Genomic DNA, 16,255 nt, shown 5'->3' with positions numbered 1-16,255 from the left:
CGAGTTCCCCCTTTTTTCGATTAGTTTCACCCATCGGAGGAACACTCATCCAAGGTAAGGGGGCGTTTTTGACATGAGAAGAAAAATCATCCTGTTTTTCGACGGGGGCGTGGATGACGCGTTTGCCTTGTGGTACAGCGTTCGCAACCCGGATTTGGACGTGCGGGGCGTCGTCGGCGATTACGGCAACATGCCGCGCGACATCGCGGTGCGCAACGCCAAGTGGCTGCTCCGGCAATTGGGGCGGGAGGACATTCCCGTGTTCGCCGGGTGTGCGCGTCCGATGACCGGCGAGCGTCCGGTTTTTTTTCCGGAGGTGCACGGCACGCAGGGGTTGGGCTTGATCGAACTGCCGCTTGTGAAGGAGTCGGCGGGAGAGCTGCATGAGCTGCTCCCGTGGATCACGCCGGACGTGACGATTTTGGAACTGGGGCGGATGACGTCATTGGCGACGCTGATGCTTCTGTACGGAGAGCGTTGGAAGGGCGTGCAAATTTACGCGATGGGCGGCGCGTTTGGCGTGGGAAACATCACCGAAGTGGCGGAAGCGAACGTCTACGGCGACCCGGTCGCGGCGCAGTTGGTGCTGACGAGCGGCGCGGATGTGACGTTGTTTCCCTTGCACGTCACGATGAAAGCGGTGCTCACGCCGGAGATGGTGTCACAGACGCCGCTGACGGCGCTCTACGAGCCCTATTGGCGCTATTACCACAGCAAGAATCCCGCGCTGTCCGGAGCCCCGATGCACGACCTCCTGCCGGCGTTTGCGCTGACGCATCAGGAGGCGTTGGGTTTCATTCGGCGCAACGTGGACATCGTCACGGATAACGGACGGTGCCGCGGGCAGACGATCGCCGATTTTCGCCCGGGTGCCAAGGAAGCGGCGGCGCCGGCGGGGACGCGATTGGCGTGGGAGCTGGAGGGTGCCGTTTTTGCGGAAGATGTTTTGCGGGTTTTGCAAAATTGAGGTTTCCAATTGCAAAATCAGTGTGGTATAATTGCTTTTGCTCTCTATACGGATTGAATATTCTTCCTGAAGCTGGCTAGACTATCATGTGGCAGTTTCTGGGGTACATAGAAAGGAAGTGCTGACTTTGGCAGAAGCTCACGCAGTAAAGCTTGATCCCGAGCAAGTTAGCGAATTGTCCTTGGTTGACCTGGCGTACTTGATCTTGAAGCAGACCAACAAGCCGTACAACTATCGTGACCTGATGCAAGAAGTTGCACGTCTGAAGGGCCTGACGCAAGAACAGGTCAACGAAGTGATCGCGCGTCTCTATACGGAAATCAACATCGACGGCCGTTTCGTCTGCATCGGCAGCAACGTATGGGGCCTCAAGCGTTGGTACCCGACCGATAAGGAGAAAGTCGCGGGCGGCGGCAAGAAATTTGTCCGCAAAGACATCGACGAGGACGACGAAGACTTCTACGACGAAGAAGACGAGGAATCGTTCGACGAAGAAGAGACCGAGGACGATTCGTTCGCGGCGGAGTACGATGACCTCGACGAAGAAGCGGAAGAAGCCGAAGAGGACTTCGACGGCGAACTCGGCGACGAGGAAGAAGCGGAAGAGTCCGAAGAGGAAGACCTCGACGCGTACGAAGAGGAAGACGACTTCTAAGATTTCGAAGCGATGCTTTTTTCGTAACCCGTTATTTTTCAAAAAAACAACCCATGCTGTTCACCAGCCGCAAACCGGGCCACCGGGGTGCGGCTCTTTTCGCTGGGCTCCTATTGACAACCTTGCAGGGGAAAGTTAAGATAGCAAATGTGTTTTTCGAACCGGAATTGGGAAACTAAGGACAAGAAGCGTACATAGGGGGCACAGCAAGGCATGGCTAAGTATATTTTTGTAACGGGTGGCGTCGTATCCTCTCTCGGCAAAGGCATCACGGCAGCATCGCTCGGGCGTCTGCTGAAGAATCGTGGACTGAAAGTCACCATTCAAAAATTCGACCCATATATCAACGTGGACCCGGGAACGATGAGTCCGTATCAACACGGCGAGGTCTTCGTCACGGACGACGGCGCTGAAACCGACCTCGACCTCGGTCACTACGAGCGGTTTATCGACATCAACTTGTCCAAAAACAACTCGATCTCGTCCGGGAAAGTCTACTCTTCCGTCATCACCAAGGAGCGCCGCGGCGACTACCTCGGAGGCACGGTGCAAGTCATTCCGCACGTTACCAACGAGATCAAGGAACGCATCTTCCGCGGCGGCCGCGACACGAACGCCGATGTGGTCATCACGGAGATCGGCGGCACGGTCGGGGACATCGAGTCGCTGCCGTTCTTGGAAGCGATCCGCCAGATCAAGTTTGATCTCGGCCGCGAGAACGTCATGTACATCCACGTCACGCTGATTCCGTACCTCGGCAAAGCGGGCGAGATGAAGACGAAACCGACGCAGCACTCCGTCAAGGAACTGCGCTCGATCGGGATCACCCCGAACATCCTCGTCTGCCGCACGGCGCAACCGATGCCCTCCGATGTGAAGCGCAAGATCGCGATGTTCTGCGACACCGACGAAGAAGCGGTCATCGAGTCCCGCGATGCGGATACGCTGTACGACTTGCCTTTGATGTTCCAAGAGGAGGGTCTCGACCGCCTCGTCGTGCGCCACTTCGGCTTCAACGTGCCGGAAGCGGACATGACCGAATGGAAGCAGCTGGTGCACAAGGTCAAGAACCTTCAGCACACCACCCGCATCGCGCTGGTCGGGAAGTACGTCGCCTTGCGGGATGCGTACATCTCCGTGGCGGAAGCGCTGTACCACGCGGGCTTTGCGGCCGACTCCAACATCGAGATCGATTGGGTGCCGGCGGAAGAAGTGACGGAAGAGAACGTGCAGAAGTTGATCGGGAATGCGGACGGCATCTTGGTGCCGGGCGGCTTCGGCGACCGCGGCGTGGAAGGCAAGATCATCGCGACGAAGTACGCGCGGGAGCACAAAATCCCGTTCCTCGGCATCTGCCTCGGCATGCAGGTGGCGTGCATCGAATTTGCGCGTCATGTGTTGGGGCATGAGGACGCAAACTCCAGCGAGATCAACGAGCTGACCTCGACGCCGATCATCGATTTGCTGCCGGAGCAGAAGGACATCGAAGACATGGGGGGCACGCTGCGTCTCGGCCTCTACCCGTGCAAGTTGGAACCGGGCTCCAAAGCGGCGGCGGCGTACGGCGAAACGCTGGTGTACGAGCGTCACCGTCACCGCTACGAGTTCAACAACGAGTACCGCGATGCGATGGTGAAAGCGGGCTTCGCGTTCTCCGGCACGTCCCCGGACGGACGTCTGGTGGAGATCATCGAAGTGAAAGACCACCCGTGGTTCGTCGCTTCGCAGTTCCACCCGGAGTTCATCTCCCGCCCGAACCGCCCGCAACCGCTGTTCCGCGACTTCGTCAAAGCGTCGCTGGAGCATCGGGAAGGGAAGTAAGGCGAAGCAATCCAATAGCAAGGAAAAAGCGACCCTGTAGCAGCGGGGTCGCTTTTTTGTGCGCAAAAAAACCGGGGATTGCGCCCCGGTTTTTACTTGTATGCAATTACTTCTGGAGGTCGGTGCGGATGTCGCGGCCGTCGTCCTTGAGCACGACTTTGGAGCCGTCCTTGGTGAGGTTTTGCGTGTACTTGATCCACGCGTCGAGCATCACGTCGCCGATCTTCCAGTCCTTCACTTCGCCGAAGACGGTGAAGCCGTCGCCCGTGCCGGTCGCCATGAAGTCGTTGGTGACGGCCTTGAAGGTGCGGGATTCGTTGAATTTGCCGTCCACGTACACCGGAGTGCCGTCGGTCAGCGTGATCTTGGTGTACTTGTCGCCGGTCGGACGGGTGTTGTCCCATTCGACTTTCAAGCCGGAGAATTGGATCGCCGGCAAGTTGGAGTACTTGTCGAGCACTTCGAGCGCGGATTTGATCTGCTTCGCGGTCATCGTGCCGATCATGTCGGTGTTGCCAAACGGCAGCACGGAGAACATGTCGCCGTACGTGATTTCGCCTGCGTCGACGTCGGCGCGGATGCCGCCGATGTTCGTGAACGCCACGTCGGCGTTCTCATTGGAGCGCATCGCGTCGGTGATGATGTTGCCAAGCGGAGTGACGCCGTCGCGTTCTGCGCCGCCGTCGATCGCCGAACGGAACGGCGTGCGGGTCATCGCTTCGCCTGCGGTGGCGATGACTTGCTGTTCTTTCTCTTCGACCTTGGAGTGGTAGCCGGAGACGGTGTCGCGAACGGTCGCGTCGCCGGTGGTCAGGTTGGTGTAGGTTTCCAAGAGCGAAGCGCTGGAAGAGACGACTTTCTTGGATTCCTTATCCACGAACAGCTGGATGTGGCCGACCGCCAGCGTCCAGTTTTGCGCTTCGATGACCGGAATGCCGTTCACGTTGCCGACGACGCGCTTGTGCGAGTGACCGCCGATGATCGCGTCGAGCGTGCCGTTGCCGGTGCCGGTTGCGAGATCCGCCAGTTCGTCCATGACTTTGTCGGACGCGGACGCTTGGTCGCCCGGCAAGTGCGACGTGACGATGACGAGGTCGCAGCCCTTCGCTTTGAGCTCTGCGGAGAGGTCTTTCGCGATCGGAGCCGGATCGACAAACGACAAGCCTTCGATGTTGGTCGACTTGGTCGTGGTCGTCGTTTGCGGAGTGGAGAAGCCGATGATGCCGATCTTCAGGCCGCCTTTTTCCACGATGGTGTACGGTTGGGTCCAATCGACGCGTTTGCCGGTCGCATCGTCGATGATGTTCGCGCCGAGGATCGGGAATTTCGCGTTCTTGATGTTGTTGATCAGGGTGTCGCGGCCGAAGTCGAACTCATGGTTGCCGATCGCCGCCGCGTCGTACTTGATGTCGGCCATCGTGTCCATGACGGATTGACCGTTGAACAGGTTGGAGATCAGCGTGCCTTGCCACATGTCGCCGCCGTCGACGACGACGGTGTGATCCGGGTTGACGGAGCGGAAATCGTTGACGATGCCGCCGATCGTTTCCATGCCGCCTTGGAGTTGGTTGTTGCGCTTCTTGTCCGGCGCGGTTTCGATGTGGCCGTGGATGTCGTTGGTGGAGAGCACGTCCACGACGTCAAACAACAGCGGTTTGAGCGCTTTGGCAGCTTCCGAGCGGGTCATCGGAGCGTCCGGGTTGAACGCGCCGTCGAGCGTCGGAGCGAACACGCCGCCGAGGGTGGCGTACGCGATGAACGGTTTCGCCCAGTCGGAGAGCGTGTCTTTATCTTTGTAGTAGTTGAGTACGTTTTGGTTGACGTTCGGGGTCTTGCCGCCGTTCATTGCCGCGCCGATCAACACCGCGAGTTCTTGGCGGGTGACGTAGCGGTTCGGTTCAAAGTGGCCGTTTTCAGTGCCGTGCACGATGCCGGCTGCTTCTGCGTTGGCGATCGCTTGAGTCTGCCAGGATTCAAGGTCGTCGAAGGGAGCTTTCTTCATGGTGACGTCCGTGAGTTTTGCGGCGCGGTTGATCATGGAGACGAGTTCACCGCGGGTGACGTATTGCGACCCGTGAAGGTCGGAGTCGCCCGGATAACCGGAGATCGCGCCCTTCTCATGAGCCAGTTCCAAGTCGGATTTCGGTGCGGTGGACGGAGCCGGAGAGATCACTTTCCCGGTCGAGTCGTCCGCAAACGCTTGCGGGCCGTACAGAGCAGAGAGCAGAGATGCGGCAACTGCCATCGTAGCAAACTTCGAAGAACGTTTCATACGAGTTGAATAGCCTCCTAATAAGTAGCAAGATTCCGAATCGATTTCTAGTATACTAGATTAGGAGATGAAAGAGTTGGATGAGCAAGAAAATTCTTCGCAAAAATTGCTATTCTCGAAGGAAAACCAGCGTTTCTCCGCCCGCGGGGATGTGCACAGCTTCCCGCAAACCGCGTAAACCTGTCGATTCAATCATTGAGATAAAAAAGAACCCGACCCGGGTGGGACTGGTTCTTTTTTGCTCTGCAAACGGCTATTCTTCGTCCCGCCGCACCAACCGTGCCCGCGTGACGATCTTCTCCCCGAACTTGTCCTTCAAGGAATCAACCACGCGGCTGAGCTCTTGCTGCCGCGGGTCAACTTCCACGACGGGCGCGGCAGGCTTCGCGGCGGGGACGTCGAACAGCGACAACTGCTCCCCGAACGCTTGGGCGTCCTCCGCCTCCGCGCTGCCCTGCCCCTTGGGCACCAAGTTCCCGACCTGCACGCCGATCAGCCGAATCGCGTCTTCCCGCGTTAACCCGCACTTCGTAAGCAACCCCTTCACCGCCGCATACAACGGCGTCTCCAAGTCGGTTGCCCTCGGCAACGTCTGGCTGCGCGTGATCGTCCGCCACGGCGCATAGCGCAATTTCAGCGTCACCGTGCGGCCCTCAACGCCCGTTTTGCGCAGTCGCCGCGCGATCTTCTCACACTGAGCGAGCAACGTGCTTTCCAAAAAAACCACATCCCGCACATCGGTCGCAAACGTCGTCTCTTGCCCGACCGATTTCGCTTCCCGCTCCGGCACCACCGGTCGCTCGTCCCAGCCGTGTGCCAGCGCGTAGATGTGATCGGCCGTCGAGCCGAGAAACGTCCGCATTCGTACGACATCCATCCGCGCCACATCGCCGATCGTGTGCAGGCCGAGCCGCTGGAGTTGCTCGGCGCCCTTCTGCCCGACACCCCAGAGGCGGGTGATCGGCAAGGGGTGCACTTTCGCTTCCAAGTCGTCCGGCATGATCGGCACCAATCCGTTCGGCTTCTCCAGATCGGAAGCGAGCTTGGCGAGGAACTTATTGTAGGAAATCCCCACCGACGCCGTCAGCTGCAGTTCCCGACGAATCTCTTCCTTAATACGCCGCGCAATCGTCACCCCGTCGCCAAACAACCGCCGGCACCCCGTCACATCGAGGAACGCTTCGTCCACCGACAACGGCTCGATCAGCGGCGTGTACCGCGCCAAAATCGCCATCATCTCCCGCGACACCGCGCTGTACTTGCGGTGGTTGGGCTCGATGTAGATGCCGTCGGGACAAAGCCGCAACGCCCGGGCCGTCGGCATCGCCGAATGCACGCCAAACCGCCGCGCTTCATAAGAACACGTGGACACCACGCCGCGCACCGCCGCCGGGTGCGCGATGATCACCGGCTTGCCGCGCAACTCCGGGTGATCCCGCTGCTCCACCGACGCAAAAAAAGCATCCATATCTAAATGCAAGATCGTCCTTGCCGTGTCCCTTTCCATGGACGCTGCGCCCCCTTTTTCCGAACGTCTGTTTCCCTTGTCATACCACAAAACCTAAGAGCAGCCCAACAGACGCACGGCATAGGCGAGCAGGAGGGAGAAAGCCGTTTTTTTCTCTTCCACGGAGAGCGACTTGCGGCCGGGGCGCGGGTTGACGTCCAGCAAAAACGCCCGCCCCTCGCGGTCGAGCGCGATGTCGATTCCTAAAAATGCAAGCGTATTTCGCTTCTCCGTCAGAACGTCCGCCGCGCGAATCGCCACCGCTTCAACTTCCGCGCGCGGCGGCACGCGAAACAGATGCTCGCGCGCGGCTTGCACCAACCAATCGAACGATCTCACAACACCTCCCTGCGCGAGATTCGTCACCACTTGCTCGGGAGCGGCGAGCCGTGCCACCGTGGTTACCGCCTGCCACCTTCCGTCACCGTCGCGCTGCAAGTAGATCCGCAAATCGCACTTGCGACCCTCCACTTCCAAGAGCGCAATCCCGCCTTGGATCAAAAACTTCCCCTGCCCGAATTGCTCGTGCAAGAAAGCCCGCATCTCCTCCGCCGCCAACACCCGCGATTCGCGAGCGGTGGTGAGGCGGTAGGTAAGATTGTGCTCGGGGCGCACTTCCAGCACGCCGAAACCCCCCGATCCGCGCGCCGGCTTCAAAAAAACGGACGAATGCCTCCGCAACCACACCTCCACATCCGACACCGCCCGCCACAACGACGTCTGCGGGAGATGCGGCGCTAAGTCCGAGGTGGAGATCAGCGATTCCCAGACGCCCCATTTGTCCGGAAAGCGCGGGTTGAGGATGTGGTACCCGGCGCGGCGCAGGGTTTTTTTTTGCTCGGAGAAGCGGCGGGAAGCGCGCGCGTAGGAAACGTACACGCTGTCGATCAGCACGCGGGGCAGCGCCGTCGTACCGGTTTGCCAGCCGCGTTCGGTGCGGTATCGATGCCCGCGCACCCGCCGCCTGCGTGCATCCAGTTGATCCGGGTGAAAAAAAACAACATCCACGCCCGCCGCAACGCCCGCTTCGGCCAGCAGTTGCCATTGGGAATGGGGATTTCCAATCGGATTTTCGGTCGTGATCAGGCCGACGGTTGGGGGCAATGTCACGCGAGACACCTCCGTTTTTTTCTTTCTATATGTATGTGAAACCCCGAATACATGCAACAGGTGGTGGAACATGCTAACATAGGGAAGACATAGATTTTTTTTGATTTGCATTACATAAGAATGACTCTGGAGGAGGAACCGCAGAAATGAGCGATTACATCGTACGGGCAACGGCCCTCGACGGGAAGTTGCGTGCGTTTGCTTGTATAACCACAGAATTGGTGAGAGAGTTGTCGAACCGACACGGCTGCTTGGCGCTCGCAAGCGCTGCGCTCGGCCGCACGGCGACGATGGGCGCGATGATGGGCGTCATGTTGAAAGGCAATGAGACCGTCACGCTCCAAGTGCGCGGCGACGGGCCGCTCGGCAAGATCATCGTCACCGCCGACGCCGACGCGAAAGTGCGCGGCTACATTGAGAACCCGCTGGTCGAACTGCCGCCCAAAGAAGGCGGTGCTTATGCAGATGTGGAAAAGCTCGACGTCGGCGCAGGCGTGGGCGACGGCTACCTGTTCGTGATCAAAGACCTCGGGATGAAGGAACCGTATACCGGCTCCGTTCCGCTGCACAACGGGGAAATCGCCGAAGACTTCGTGTACTACTTCGCGCAATCGGAGCAAACCCCGTCCGCGCTGTCGCTCGGCGTGCTCGTCGACAAGGACCAAACCGTCAAAGCGGCGGGCGGCTTCTTGATCCAGCTCCTGCCGGGCGTGTCGGACGAAGACATCGACTATTTGGAACAGCAGCTGAGCAGCTTCCCGCACATCACGTCTCTGCTCGTTCAAGGCACGACGCCGGAAGACATCTTGAAGCGCTTGCTTCCGGGCGAGATCAACTTCTTGGAGACGTATCCGGTGACGTTTACCTGCGACTGCACCCGCGACCGCTTCGCCCGCGGCTTGCTCTCGCTCGGGGCGGCGGAGATCCGCTCGATCCTCGAAGAAGACAAAGGGGCCGAACTCGTCTGTCATTTCTGCAACGAGAAGTACAACTTCGGTGAAGCGGAACTTGAAGAACTGCTGCGCATGGCGGAAAACCGCTAAAAGTCAGGGATTGACAGAAAAACGGCGCAGTCGTACACTTTAGATAGACAGTAAAACCAATGTTCTTAGTCGGTTTTTATAGATGAGGAGGCAACAGAAATGCGCGTTGCGAACAACATAGCAGAACTGATCGGCCAAACTCCGATCATCAAGTTGAACACGATCACCGGTCCGGACGAAGCGGAAATCTACATCAAGCTGGAATCGTTCAACCCGGGCGGCTCCGTCAAGGACCGCATCGGATACGCGATGATCGCGCAAGCGGAGAAGGACGGCATCTTGAAGCCGGGCGACACGTTTGTCGAGCCGACTTCCGGCAACACCGGCATCGGCCTCGCGATGGTCGCGGCTGCGAAGGGCTACCGTGCGGTCATCGTCATGCCGGAAACCATGTCGGTTGAACGCCGCAACCTGCTCAAAGCGTACGGCGCAGAGCTCGTGCTCACCCCGGGCGCGGAAGGCATGAAGGGCGCGATCGCCAAAGCGAAAGAACTGAGCGAGCAAAACGGCTGGTTCATCCCGCAGCAATTCGACAACCCGGCAAACCCGAAGATCCACCGCGAAACCACCGCGCAAGAAATTCTGGCAGCGCGTGACGCGATGGGCGGCCTCGATGCGTTTGTCGCAGGCGTCGGCACCGGCGGCACCATCACCGGCGTAGGCGAAATCCTGAAGGAAACCGACGCGAACATCAAAGTGGTCGCCGTTGAACCGAAGGACTCTCCGGTTCTTGCAGGCGGCCAACCGGGCCCGCACAAGATCCAAGGTATCGGCGCAGGCTTCGTTCCGTCTGTCGCCAACACCGAACTGTTTGACGAGATCATCCACGTGGAGAACGACCAAGCGTTCGAATATGCGCGTCGTCTCGCGAAGAACGAAGGCATCCTCGTCGGGATCTCCTCCGGCGGCAACGTCTACGCGGCACACCAACTGGCGAAGAAACTCGGCGCCGGCAAGAAGATCCTCACCGTGGCTCCGTCCACCGGCGAGCGCTACCTGTCGACCCCGCTGTTCCAATTCGAATAAGAGCTTTCCGAGAGCACGAGTCCCTATGCGGGTCTCGTGCTTTTTTTGTGTCTTATTTTTTGTATAATAGAGACGATTGCAAGGAGGAGAACTTCGTGACACAACCTGCACAACAACCAAAGCGCCTGCTCAAAACCGGCGCTTCAACTTTAGAAATCGGCAACCGCACGTTGATCATGGGGATTTTGAACGTGACTCCGGATTCATTTTCCGACGGAGGACGCTTCGATTCCGTGGAGGCCGCGTTGGCGCATGCCCGCGAGATGGTCGCACTGGGCGCGGACATCCTCGACATCGGCGGCGAATCGACCCGCCCCGGACATGCTCCTGTCTCGGCGGAGGAAGAGATCGCCCGCGTCGTTCCGGTGATCCGGCGTCTCGCCCAAGAACTGCCGCACGTTCCGCTTTCCATCGATACGTTCAAAGCGTCTGTGGCGCGCGCCGCCGTGGAAGCGGGGGCGCACATCGTCAACGACATCTGGGGCTTCCTCGGCGACTCGGAGATGGCGCAGACCTGCGCCGACCTGGGGGTTCCGGTGATCTTGATGCACAACCGCGACGTGCCGCATGAGAGCCGCGTGCTGGAGAACACTCTGCAAGAACTGCGCGACTGCGTGGCGCGTGCGCATGCGGTCGGCATTCCGGACGAACAGATTTGGCTCGATCCCGGCATCGGATTTGGCAAGACGTACGAACACAACCTCTACGTCATGCAACATCTGGAGAAGGTCTGCGCGCTCGGCTATCCGGTTCTGCTCGGCACGTCGCGCAAGTCGATGATCGGGCATGCGCTGGATCTTCCGGTCGACCAGCGCGTGGAAGGCACGGCGGCGACGGTGGCGCTGGGGATTGTCAAGGGCGTGGAGATGGTGCGCGTGCATGACATTCAAGAGATGACCCGCGTGGCGCGGATGACCGATGCGATGGTGCGGAGTACGTTTTCGTTTCAATAGGCGCGTGACAGATTGTTTTTTAGAGAGGAAGGTTTGTTGCATGGACAAAATCTACATGAACGGGCTGGAATTCTACGGCTTCCACGGCGTGTTTGAAGAGGAAAACCGTTTGGGGCAGCGTTTTTATACCGATGTGGTGATGAGTTTGCCGCTGCAGAAGGCGGGCGAGGACGACGACCTGCGCGCGACGGTGAATTACGGAGAGGCGTATGACCGCATCCGCGAGATCATGGACGGTGAGCCGGTGCAACTGCTCGAAACGCTGGCGGAGCGCATCGCCAAGGCGCTTTTGGACAACTACCCGGCGGTGCGGGAAGTGCAAGTCAAAGTCACCAAGCCGAATCCGCCGATCAAGGGTCCGATGAACGGCGTCGCCGTGGAGATCGTGCGGTGCCGATGAATCCCTTCCCGCACACCGTCTACCTCTCGCTGGGCTCCAATGTAGGAGATCGTCATTTGAACTTGCAGAGTGCGATTGAAATGCTTGATTCGCATCCGGAGATTCAAGTGACCCGGATTTCGCCCGTTTACGAAACGGAACCGGTGGGCTACCTCGACCAGCCGGATTTTTTGAACCTCGTGATCGAACTTTGCACCTCGCTGGATGCAAAAAAATTGTGGAAAATCACCAGTTCTACAGAAATCGAGCTGGGACGACAAAGGGATATCAAGTGGGGACCCCGTACTATAGATATAGACATCCTGCTGGTGGATCAACAGGTCATGGACACGGACGACCTCATTGTACCGCATCCCCGGATGGCGGAACGGGCCTTCGTATTGCTTCCGCTTGCCGACTTGGCTGGCGAGCTGCTCCACCCGGTGACTCGCCAGACCGTGTCTGACATGGCCAATCGAGTAGAAGGAAAGGACGGGGTCTTTCTATGCAAGATACCATTGGCAAGCGGCTTAGAGCCTACCGAAAGCTGAAGAACTTAACGCAGCAAGAACTGGCAGACCGTCTGCACGTCTCCATCGCCATCGTCGGGGCGATCGAACGCGGCACGCGGGTGCCGACGCCGGATCTCCTGCGCCAAATTCACGACGTCCTCGGCGTGACCGAACAGGAACTGCGGGGCGAGAGTGTAACTTTTGGCGGTTGAGAAATCGCGTCAAGATGTGTATGATAAGTAGCATACGAATTCAGGAGCGAAACACAGGTGAATGCCTGTGTTTTTCGCATATACGGAGGTGCAATTGGAATGATGAAAATCGGCAACGTCGAACTGGAGAACAACGTCGTTCTCGCCCCGATGGCCGGCGTCTGCAACCCGTCGTTCCGAATCTTGTGCAAGGAGATGGGCGCAGGCTTGGTCACGGCGGAGATGGTCGCGACCCGCGCGCTCCAGCACGGCAACGCGAAGACCCGCTCGATGCTCAAGATTCTGCCGGACGAGCAACCGGTCTCGATGCAGATTCTCGGCTGCGACGTGGAGTCGATGCAATTGGCGGCGGAATTGATCGCAGAGACGGACGCGCAGATCATCGACATCAACATGGGCTGCCCGGCGAACAAAGTCCACAAAGCCGGTTCCGGCGCGGCGCTCGCCCGCGACCCGGAGAACGCCGGACGCATCATCGAAGCGGTCGTGAAAGCGGCGGGCAGCAAGCCGGTCACCGTCAAGTTCCGGAAGGGCTGGGACGATGAGAACATCAACGCGGTGGAGATCGCCAAGATCGCCGAGCAAGCGGGCGCGAAGTCGGTCGCTGTACACGGACGCACCGCGAAGCAGATGTACACCGGTCACGCCGACTGGTCGATCATCAAAGCGGTCAAGGAAGCGGTCAACATCAACGTCGTCGGCAACGGCGACATCACGTCGCCGCAGAAGGCCGTTCAGATGCTCAAGGAAACCGGCGCGGACGGCGTGATGATCGGACGCGGGGCGCTTGGCAACCCGTGGATTTTCAAACAAGTCGCGCACTACATCGCGACGGGCATCGAACTTCCGGCTCCGACGGCGGAAGAGCGCGTCGCCGTGGCACTTCGCCACACCGACCTCCTCGTCGAGGAAAAAGGCGAGTACGTCGGCACCCGCGAGATGCGCAAACACATCGCGTGGTACACCAAGGGTCTTTTTGAATCGAACCGATTCCGCGATGAGATCAACTTGATCGAGTCGTCCCAAGGTCTCAAAGACGCGCTGCACCGCTATCTGGAAACGTTGCTCGCACGCGCTGCGGCAGAAGTGACCGTATAAGCATTTTTGTGCAAATAGAAATCAAAGCCGATGAACTCCCGTGGAGGAGCACATCGGCTTTTTTTGTGTATATAAAAGTTTTTGTTGCTGGAATTCAGTGATACAAATGTAAGTGTTGCCATTATTTATTGGAAATATCTTGACAAGTAAGTGAGGAGGAATCTATAATTTCTGACAATTAGATGTTTACCGAGAAAGAGGGACGATGACCATGGCGGAAAAAGAAGTGCTCCTTACCCATAACGGTTTGAAAAAACTCGAAGACGAACTCGATCACCTGAAATCGGTGAAACGCCGCGAAGTGGCGGAGAGAATCAAGATTGCCATCTCGTACGGAGATATCTCGGAGAACTCCGAGTATGACGATGCCAAGAACGAACAGGCTTTCATCGAAGGCCGCATCATCACGTTGGAAAAAATGCTCCGCAACGCTCGGATTATCTCGGCGCACGAAGTCGATACTGAAAACATCGGAATCGGCACGACTGTGATCATCAAAGACCTTGAATTTGGCGACATCATGGAGTATACAATCGTCGGGACGGCGGAAGCAGATCCGGTCGAAAACAAAATTTCGAATGAATCCCCCGTCGGTCGGGCTTTACTTGGCAGGGGGATTGGCGATAAGATTGAAGTTAATGTACCAGTTGGAGCGATCCAGTACGAAATACTTGAAATCAAAAAATAGCACATCATCGGAGTGAGAACATTGTCAGAACAGCAACAGACAGCAGTGGAACTCAATGAGCAGATGCAGGTCCGTCGGGACAAACTGCAAGCTCTGTACGACAACGGCATCGACCCGTGGGGCACGCGCTTTGACGCGACCCATACTTCCGTGGAGATCGTCGCATTCGGCGAGGAGAAGTCCAAGGAAGAACTCGCTGAACTGAAGCAGCGCGTGATGATCGCAGGCCGGATCATGCTCAAGCGCGGCCAAGGCAAAGCCGGTTTTGCACACATCCAAGACCAGTTCGGCCGCGTGCAAATCTACGTCAAACAGGATACCGTCGGGGAGGAATCTTACGGCTTGTTTGACAAGATGGACATCGGCGATTTCATCGCGGTGGACGGCGAGATCTTCAAGACCAACCGCGGAGAAGTGTCGGTCAACGTGGAGTCCCTGCAATTGATGTCCAAAGCGCTGCGTCCGCTGCCGGACAAGCACCACGGTCTGAAGGACGTGGAAGAGCGTTACCGCCGCCGCTATGTGGATTTGATCGTCAACCCGGAAGTGCGCGATACGTTCATCCTGCGCTCGAAGATCATCCAAACCCTGCGCCGTTATCTGGACGAGCAAGGCTTCTTGGAAGTAGAAACCCCGACTCTGCACACGATTGCAGGGGGGGCGGCGGCTCGCCCGTTCATCACTCACCATAACGCGCTCGATATGGAACTGTACATGCGGATCGCCATCGAGTTGCACTTGAAGCGTCTGATCGTCGGCGGCTTGGAGAAAGTCTACGAGATCGGCCGCGTCTACCGCAACGAGGGCATCTCGACCCGCCACAATCCGGAATTCACGATGCTGGAGCTGTACCAAGCGTACGCGGACTACACCGACATCATGACGCTGGTGGAGAACTCCATCTCGTACATCGCGGAGCAGTTGCTCGGCACGACCAAGATCACCTACGGCGGTCAAGAGATCGATCTCACCCCGCAGTGGAAGCGCATCTCGATGGTCGATGCGGTCAAGGAAGCGGTCGGCGTGGACTTCAAAGCGGTACTGACCGACGAAGAAGCGCACACGCTCGCGGAGAAGCACAACGTGAAAGTCGAGAAAGCTTGGAAAGTCGGTCACATCCTCAACGCGTTCTTTGAGGAATTCGTGGAGGCAAACTTGATCCAGCCGACCTTCATCACCGGTCATCCGGTGGAAATCTCGCCGCTGGCGAAGAAAAACACGGAAGACCCGCGTTATACGGATCGCTTCGAACTGTTTGTTGTTGGCCGCGAGCTGGCGAATGCGTTCTCTGAGCTGAACGACCCGATCGATCAACGCGAGCGTTTTGAAGCGCAATTGCGCGAGAAAGAACAAGGCAACGATGAGGCATTCGAAATGGATGAAGACTTCGTGCAAGCGCTGGAGTACGGCATGCCGCCGACCGGCGGCTTGGGCATCGGCATCGATCGTCTGATCATGCTCTTGACCGACCAGCCGACGATCCGCGAAGTGCTGCTCTTCCCGCACATGCGCAACATCTAAGCGTTCCTTGTGTGAATGTGGATAAAAAGACTCGGTTCCCGATGAGGGAGCCGGGTCTTTTTGTTGCATAAGGAGGCACAAAATCGTGCAAATGTGTACAACTATGTGGAAAACGGGGATGAAATGTGGACAAAGAAGGTGATTTTGGGGATAAACCTGTGTGTAATGTGGATAACTTCGGCATAGCTCAGTTTTTATCCACAAGAACAAGCACGAAAGATGTCGAGAAATCGAGAGCGACCCGACCTTTGCAAAAAGGCGCCGTGGATTGCTTGGATTTGTTTCAGAATGCGCGTTGAGGTGCGGGGGAAGGGCGTGATAAGATAACTCTTGTCGCCGCGAGAGATGCGGTGGCGGAAACAGGGAGTTGACATTTTCGACTGAATGTGATAGATTACTTCTTGTCGCCTCGGCGGCACGATGTGAACTGATTGATCCTTGAAAACTAAACGAGTGATAGATGAAGATCGATTCGAGCCAGAAGCTCTTCG

General features: G+C 57.9%; 15 protein-coding genes. 12 read left to right on the top strand and 3 right to left on the bottom strand.

The window, feature by feature from the left end; all coding sequences use genetic code 11:
* The first annotated feature begins 73 nt into the window (after positions 1 to 73).
* From EL26_RS10915 to EL26_RS10905, 3 genes are all read left to right on the top strand, one after another.
* Positions 74 to 967 (top strand): nucleoside hydrolase, encoded by an 894-nt coding sequence (locus EL26_RS10915; protein ID WP_038088229.1) that lies wholly within the window; start codon positions 74 to 76, stop codon positions 965 to 967.
* Positions 968 to 1,094: 127 nt separating this feature from the next.
* On the top strand, positions 1,095 to 1,622 hold the full coding sequence (gene rpoE, locus EL26_RS10910; RefSeq protein ID WP_052036257.1) for a DNA-directed RNA polymerase subunit delta: 528 nt from the start codon (positions 1,095 to 1,097) through the stop codon (positions 1,620 to 1,622).
* Positions 1,623 to 1,835: 213 nt separating this feature from the next.
* The gene (locus tag EL26_RS10905) at positions 1,836 to 3,443 is read left to right on the top strand and encodes a CTP synthase (protein ID WP_038088227.1); all 1,608 of its coding nucleotides are present in this window, start codon (positions 1,836 to 1,838) and stop codon (positions 3,441 to 3,443) included.
* A 106-nt stretch (positions 3,444 to 3,549) separates the two neighbouring features.
* Here EL26_RS10905 and EL26_RS10900 read toward each other — a convergent pair whose 3' ends face one another.
* The 3 genes from EL26_RS10900 to EL26_RS10890 form a co-directional block, all read right to left on the bottom strand.
* On the bottom strand, positions 3,550 to 5,715 hold the full coding sequence (locus EL26_RS10900) for a 5'-nucleotidase C-terminal domain-containing protein (protein ID WP_038088224.1): 2,166 nt from the start codon (positions 5,713 to 5,715) through the stop codon (positions 3,550 to 3,552).
* A 253-nt stretch (positions 5,716 to 5,968) separates the two neighbouring features.
* On the bottom strand, positions 5,969 to 7,222 hold the full coding sequence (gene dinB / locus EL26_RS10895) for a DNA polymerase IV (protein ID WP_038088220.1): 1,254 nt from the start codon (positions 7,220 to 7,222) through the stop codon (positions 5,969 to 5,971).
* Positions 7,223 to 7,276: 54 nt separating this feature from the next.
* On the bottom strand, positions 7,277 to 8,332 hold the full coding sequence (locus tag EL26_RS10890; protein ID WP_038088217.1) for a YheC/YheD family endospore coat-associated protein: 1,056 nt from the start codon (positions 8,330 to 8,332) through the stop codon (positions 7,277 to 7,279).
* 146 nt (positions 8,333 to 8,478) lie between these two features.
* Between EL26_RS10890 and hslO the strand changes: the two genes are divergently transcribed.
* The 9 genes from hslO (at position 8,479) to lysS (ending at position 15,764) form a co-directional block, all read left to right on the top strand.
* A complete protein-coding gene (gene hslO, locus EL26_RS10885) occupies positions 8,479 to 9,375 on the top strand; it encodes an Hsp33 family molecular chaperone HslO (RefSeq protein WP_038088215.1) in 897 nt (298 codons plus the stop codon).
* A 99-nt stretch (positions 9,376 to 9,474) separates the two neighbouring features.
* Positions 9,475 to 10,401, top strand: a complete 927-nt coding sequence (gene cysK / locus EL26_RS10880) for a cysteine synthase A (protein WP_038088212.1) — start codon at positions 9,475 to 9,477, stop codon at positions 10,399 to 10,401.
* Between the two features lie 95 nt (positions 10,402 to 10,496).
* Entirely contained in the window at positions 10,497 to 11,354 is an 858-nt protein-coding gene (gene folP / locus EL26_RS10875) for a dihydropteroate synthase (RefSeq protein WP_238546095.1), read from the top strand.
* A 40-nt stretch (positions 11,355 to 11,394) separates the two neighbouring features.
* A complete protein-coding gene (gene folB, locus EL26_RS10870) occupies positions 11,395 to 11,754 on the top strand; it encodes a dihydroneopterin aldolase (RefSeq protein WP_038088209.1) in 360 nt (119 codons plus the stop codon).
* Positions 11,751 to 12,284 carry a 2-amino-4-hydroxy-6-hydroxymethyldihydropteridine diphosphokinase gene (folK, locus tag EL26_RS10865; RefSeq protein ID WP_038088206.1) on the top strand — a complete coding sequence of 178 codons (534 nt, stop codon included), beginning with the start codon at positions 11,751 to 11,753 and terminating at the stop codon, positions 12,282 to 12,284. The genes folB and folK overlap by 4 nt, the downstream gene beginning before the upstream one ends.
* Complete coding sequence (locus EL26_RS10860; RefSeq protein WP_038088202.1) at positions 12,239 to 12,457, top strand: helix-turn-helix domain-containing protein; 219 nt, start codon at positions 12,239 to 12,241, stop codon at positions 12,455 to 12,457. The genes folK and EL26_RS10860 overlap by 46 nt, the downstream gene beginning before the upstream one ends.
* A 99-nt stretch (positions 12,458 to 12,556) precedes the next feature.
* Positions 12,557 to 13,555 carry a tRNA dihydrouridine synthase DusB gene (gene dusB, locus EL26_RS10855; protein ID WP_202962855.1) on the top strand — a complete coding sequence of 333 codons (999 nt, stop codon included), beginning with the start codon at positions 12,557 to 12,559 and terminating at the stop codon, positions 13,553 to 13,555.
* A gap of 211 nt (positions 13,556 to 13,766) precedes the next feature.
* Positions 13,767 to 14,243 carry a transcription elongation factor GreA gene (greA, locus tag EL26_RS10850; protein ID WP_038088201.1) on the top strand — a complete coding sequence of 159 codons (477 nt, stop codon included), beginning with the start codon at positions 13,767 to 13,769 and terminating at the stop codon, positions 14,241 to 14,243.
* Between the two features lie 21 nt (positions 14,244 to 14,264).
* Entirely contained in the window at positions 14,265 to 15,764 is a 1,500-nt protein-coding gene (lysS, locus tag EL26_RS10845; protein WP_038088198.1) for a lysine--tRNA ligase, read from the top strand.
* The last annotated feature ends 491 nt before the right edge of the window (positions 15,765 to 16,255 follow it).

The organism is Tumebacillus flagellatus (assembly GCF_000714935.1).
Lineage (GTDB): Bacteria > Bacillota > Bacilli > Tumebacillales > Tumebacillaceae > Tumebacillus > Tumebacillus flagellatus.
The sequence above is the reverse complement of the archived record's forward strand: the minus strand, read 5'-3'. Positions and strand labels throughout refer to the sequence as shown.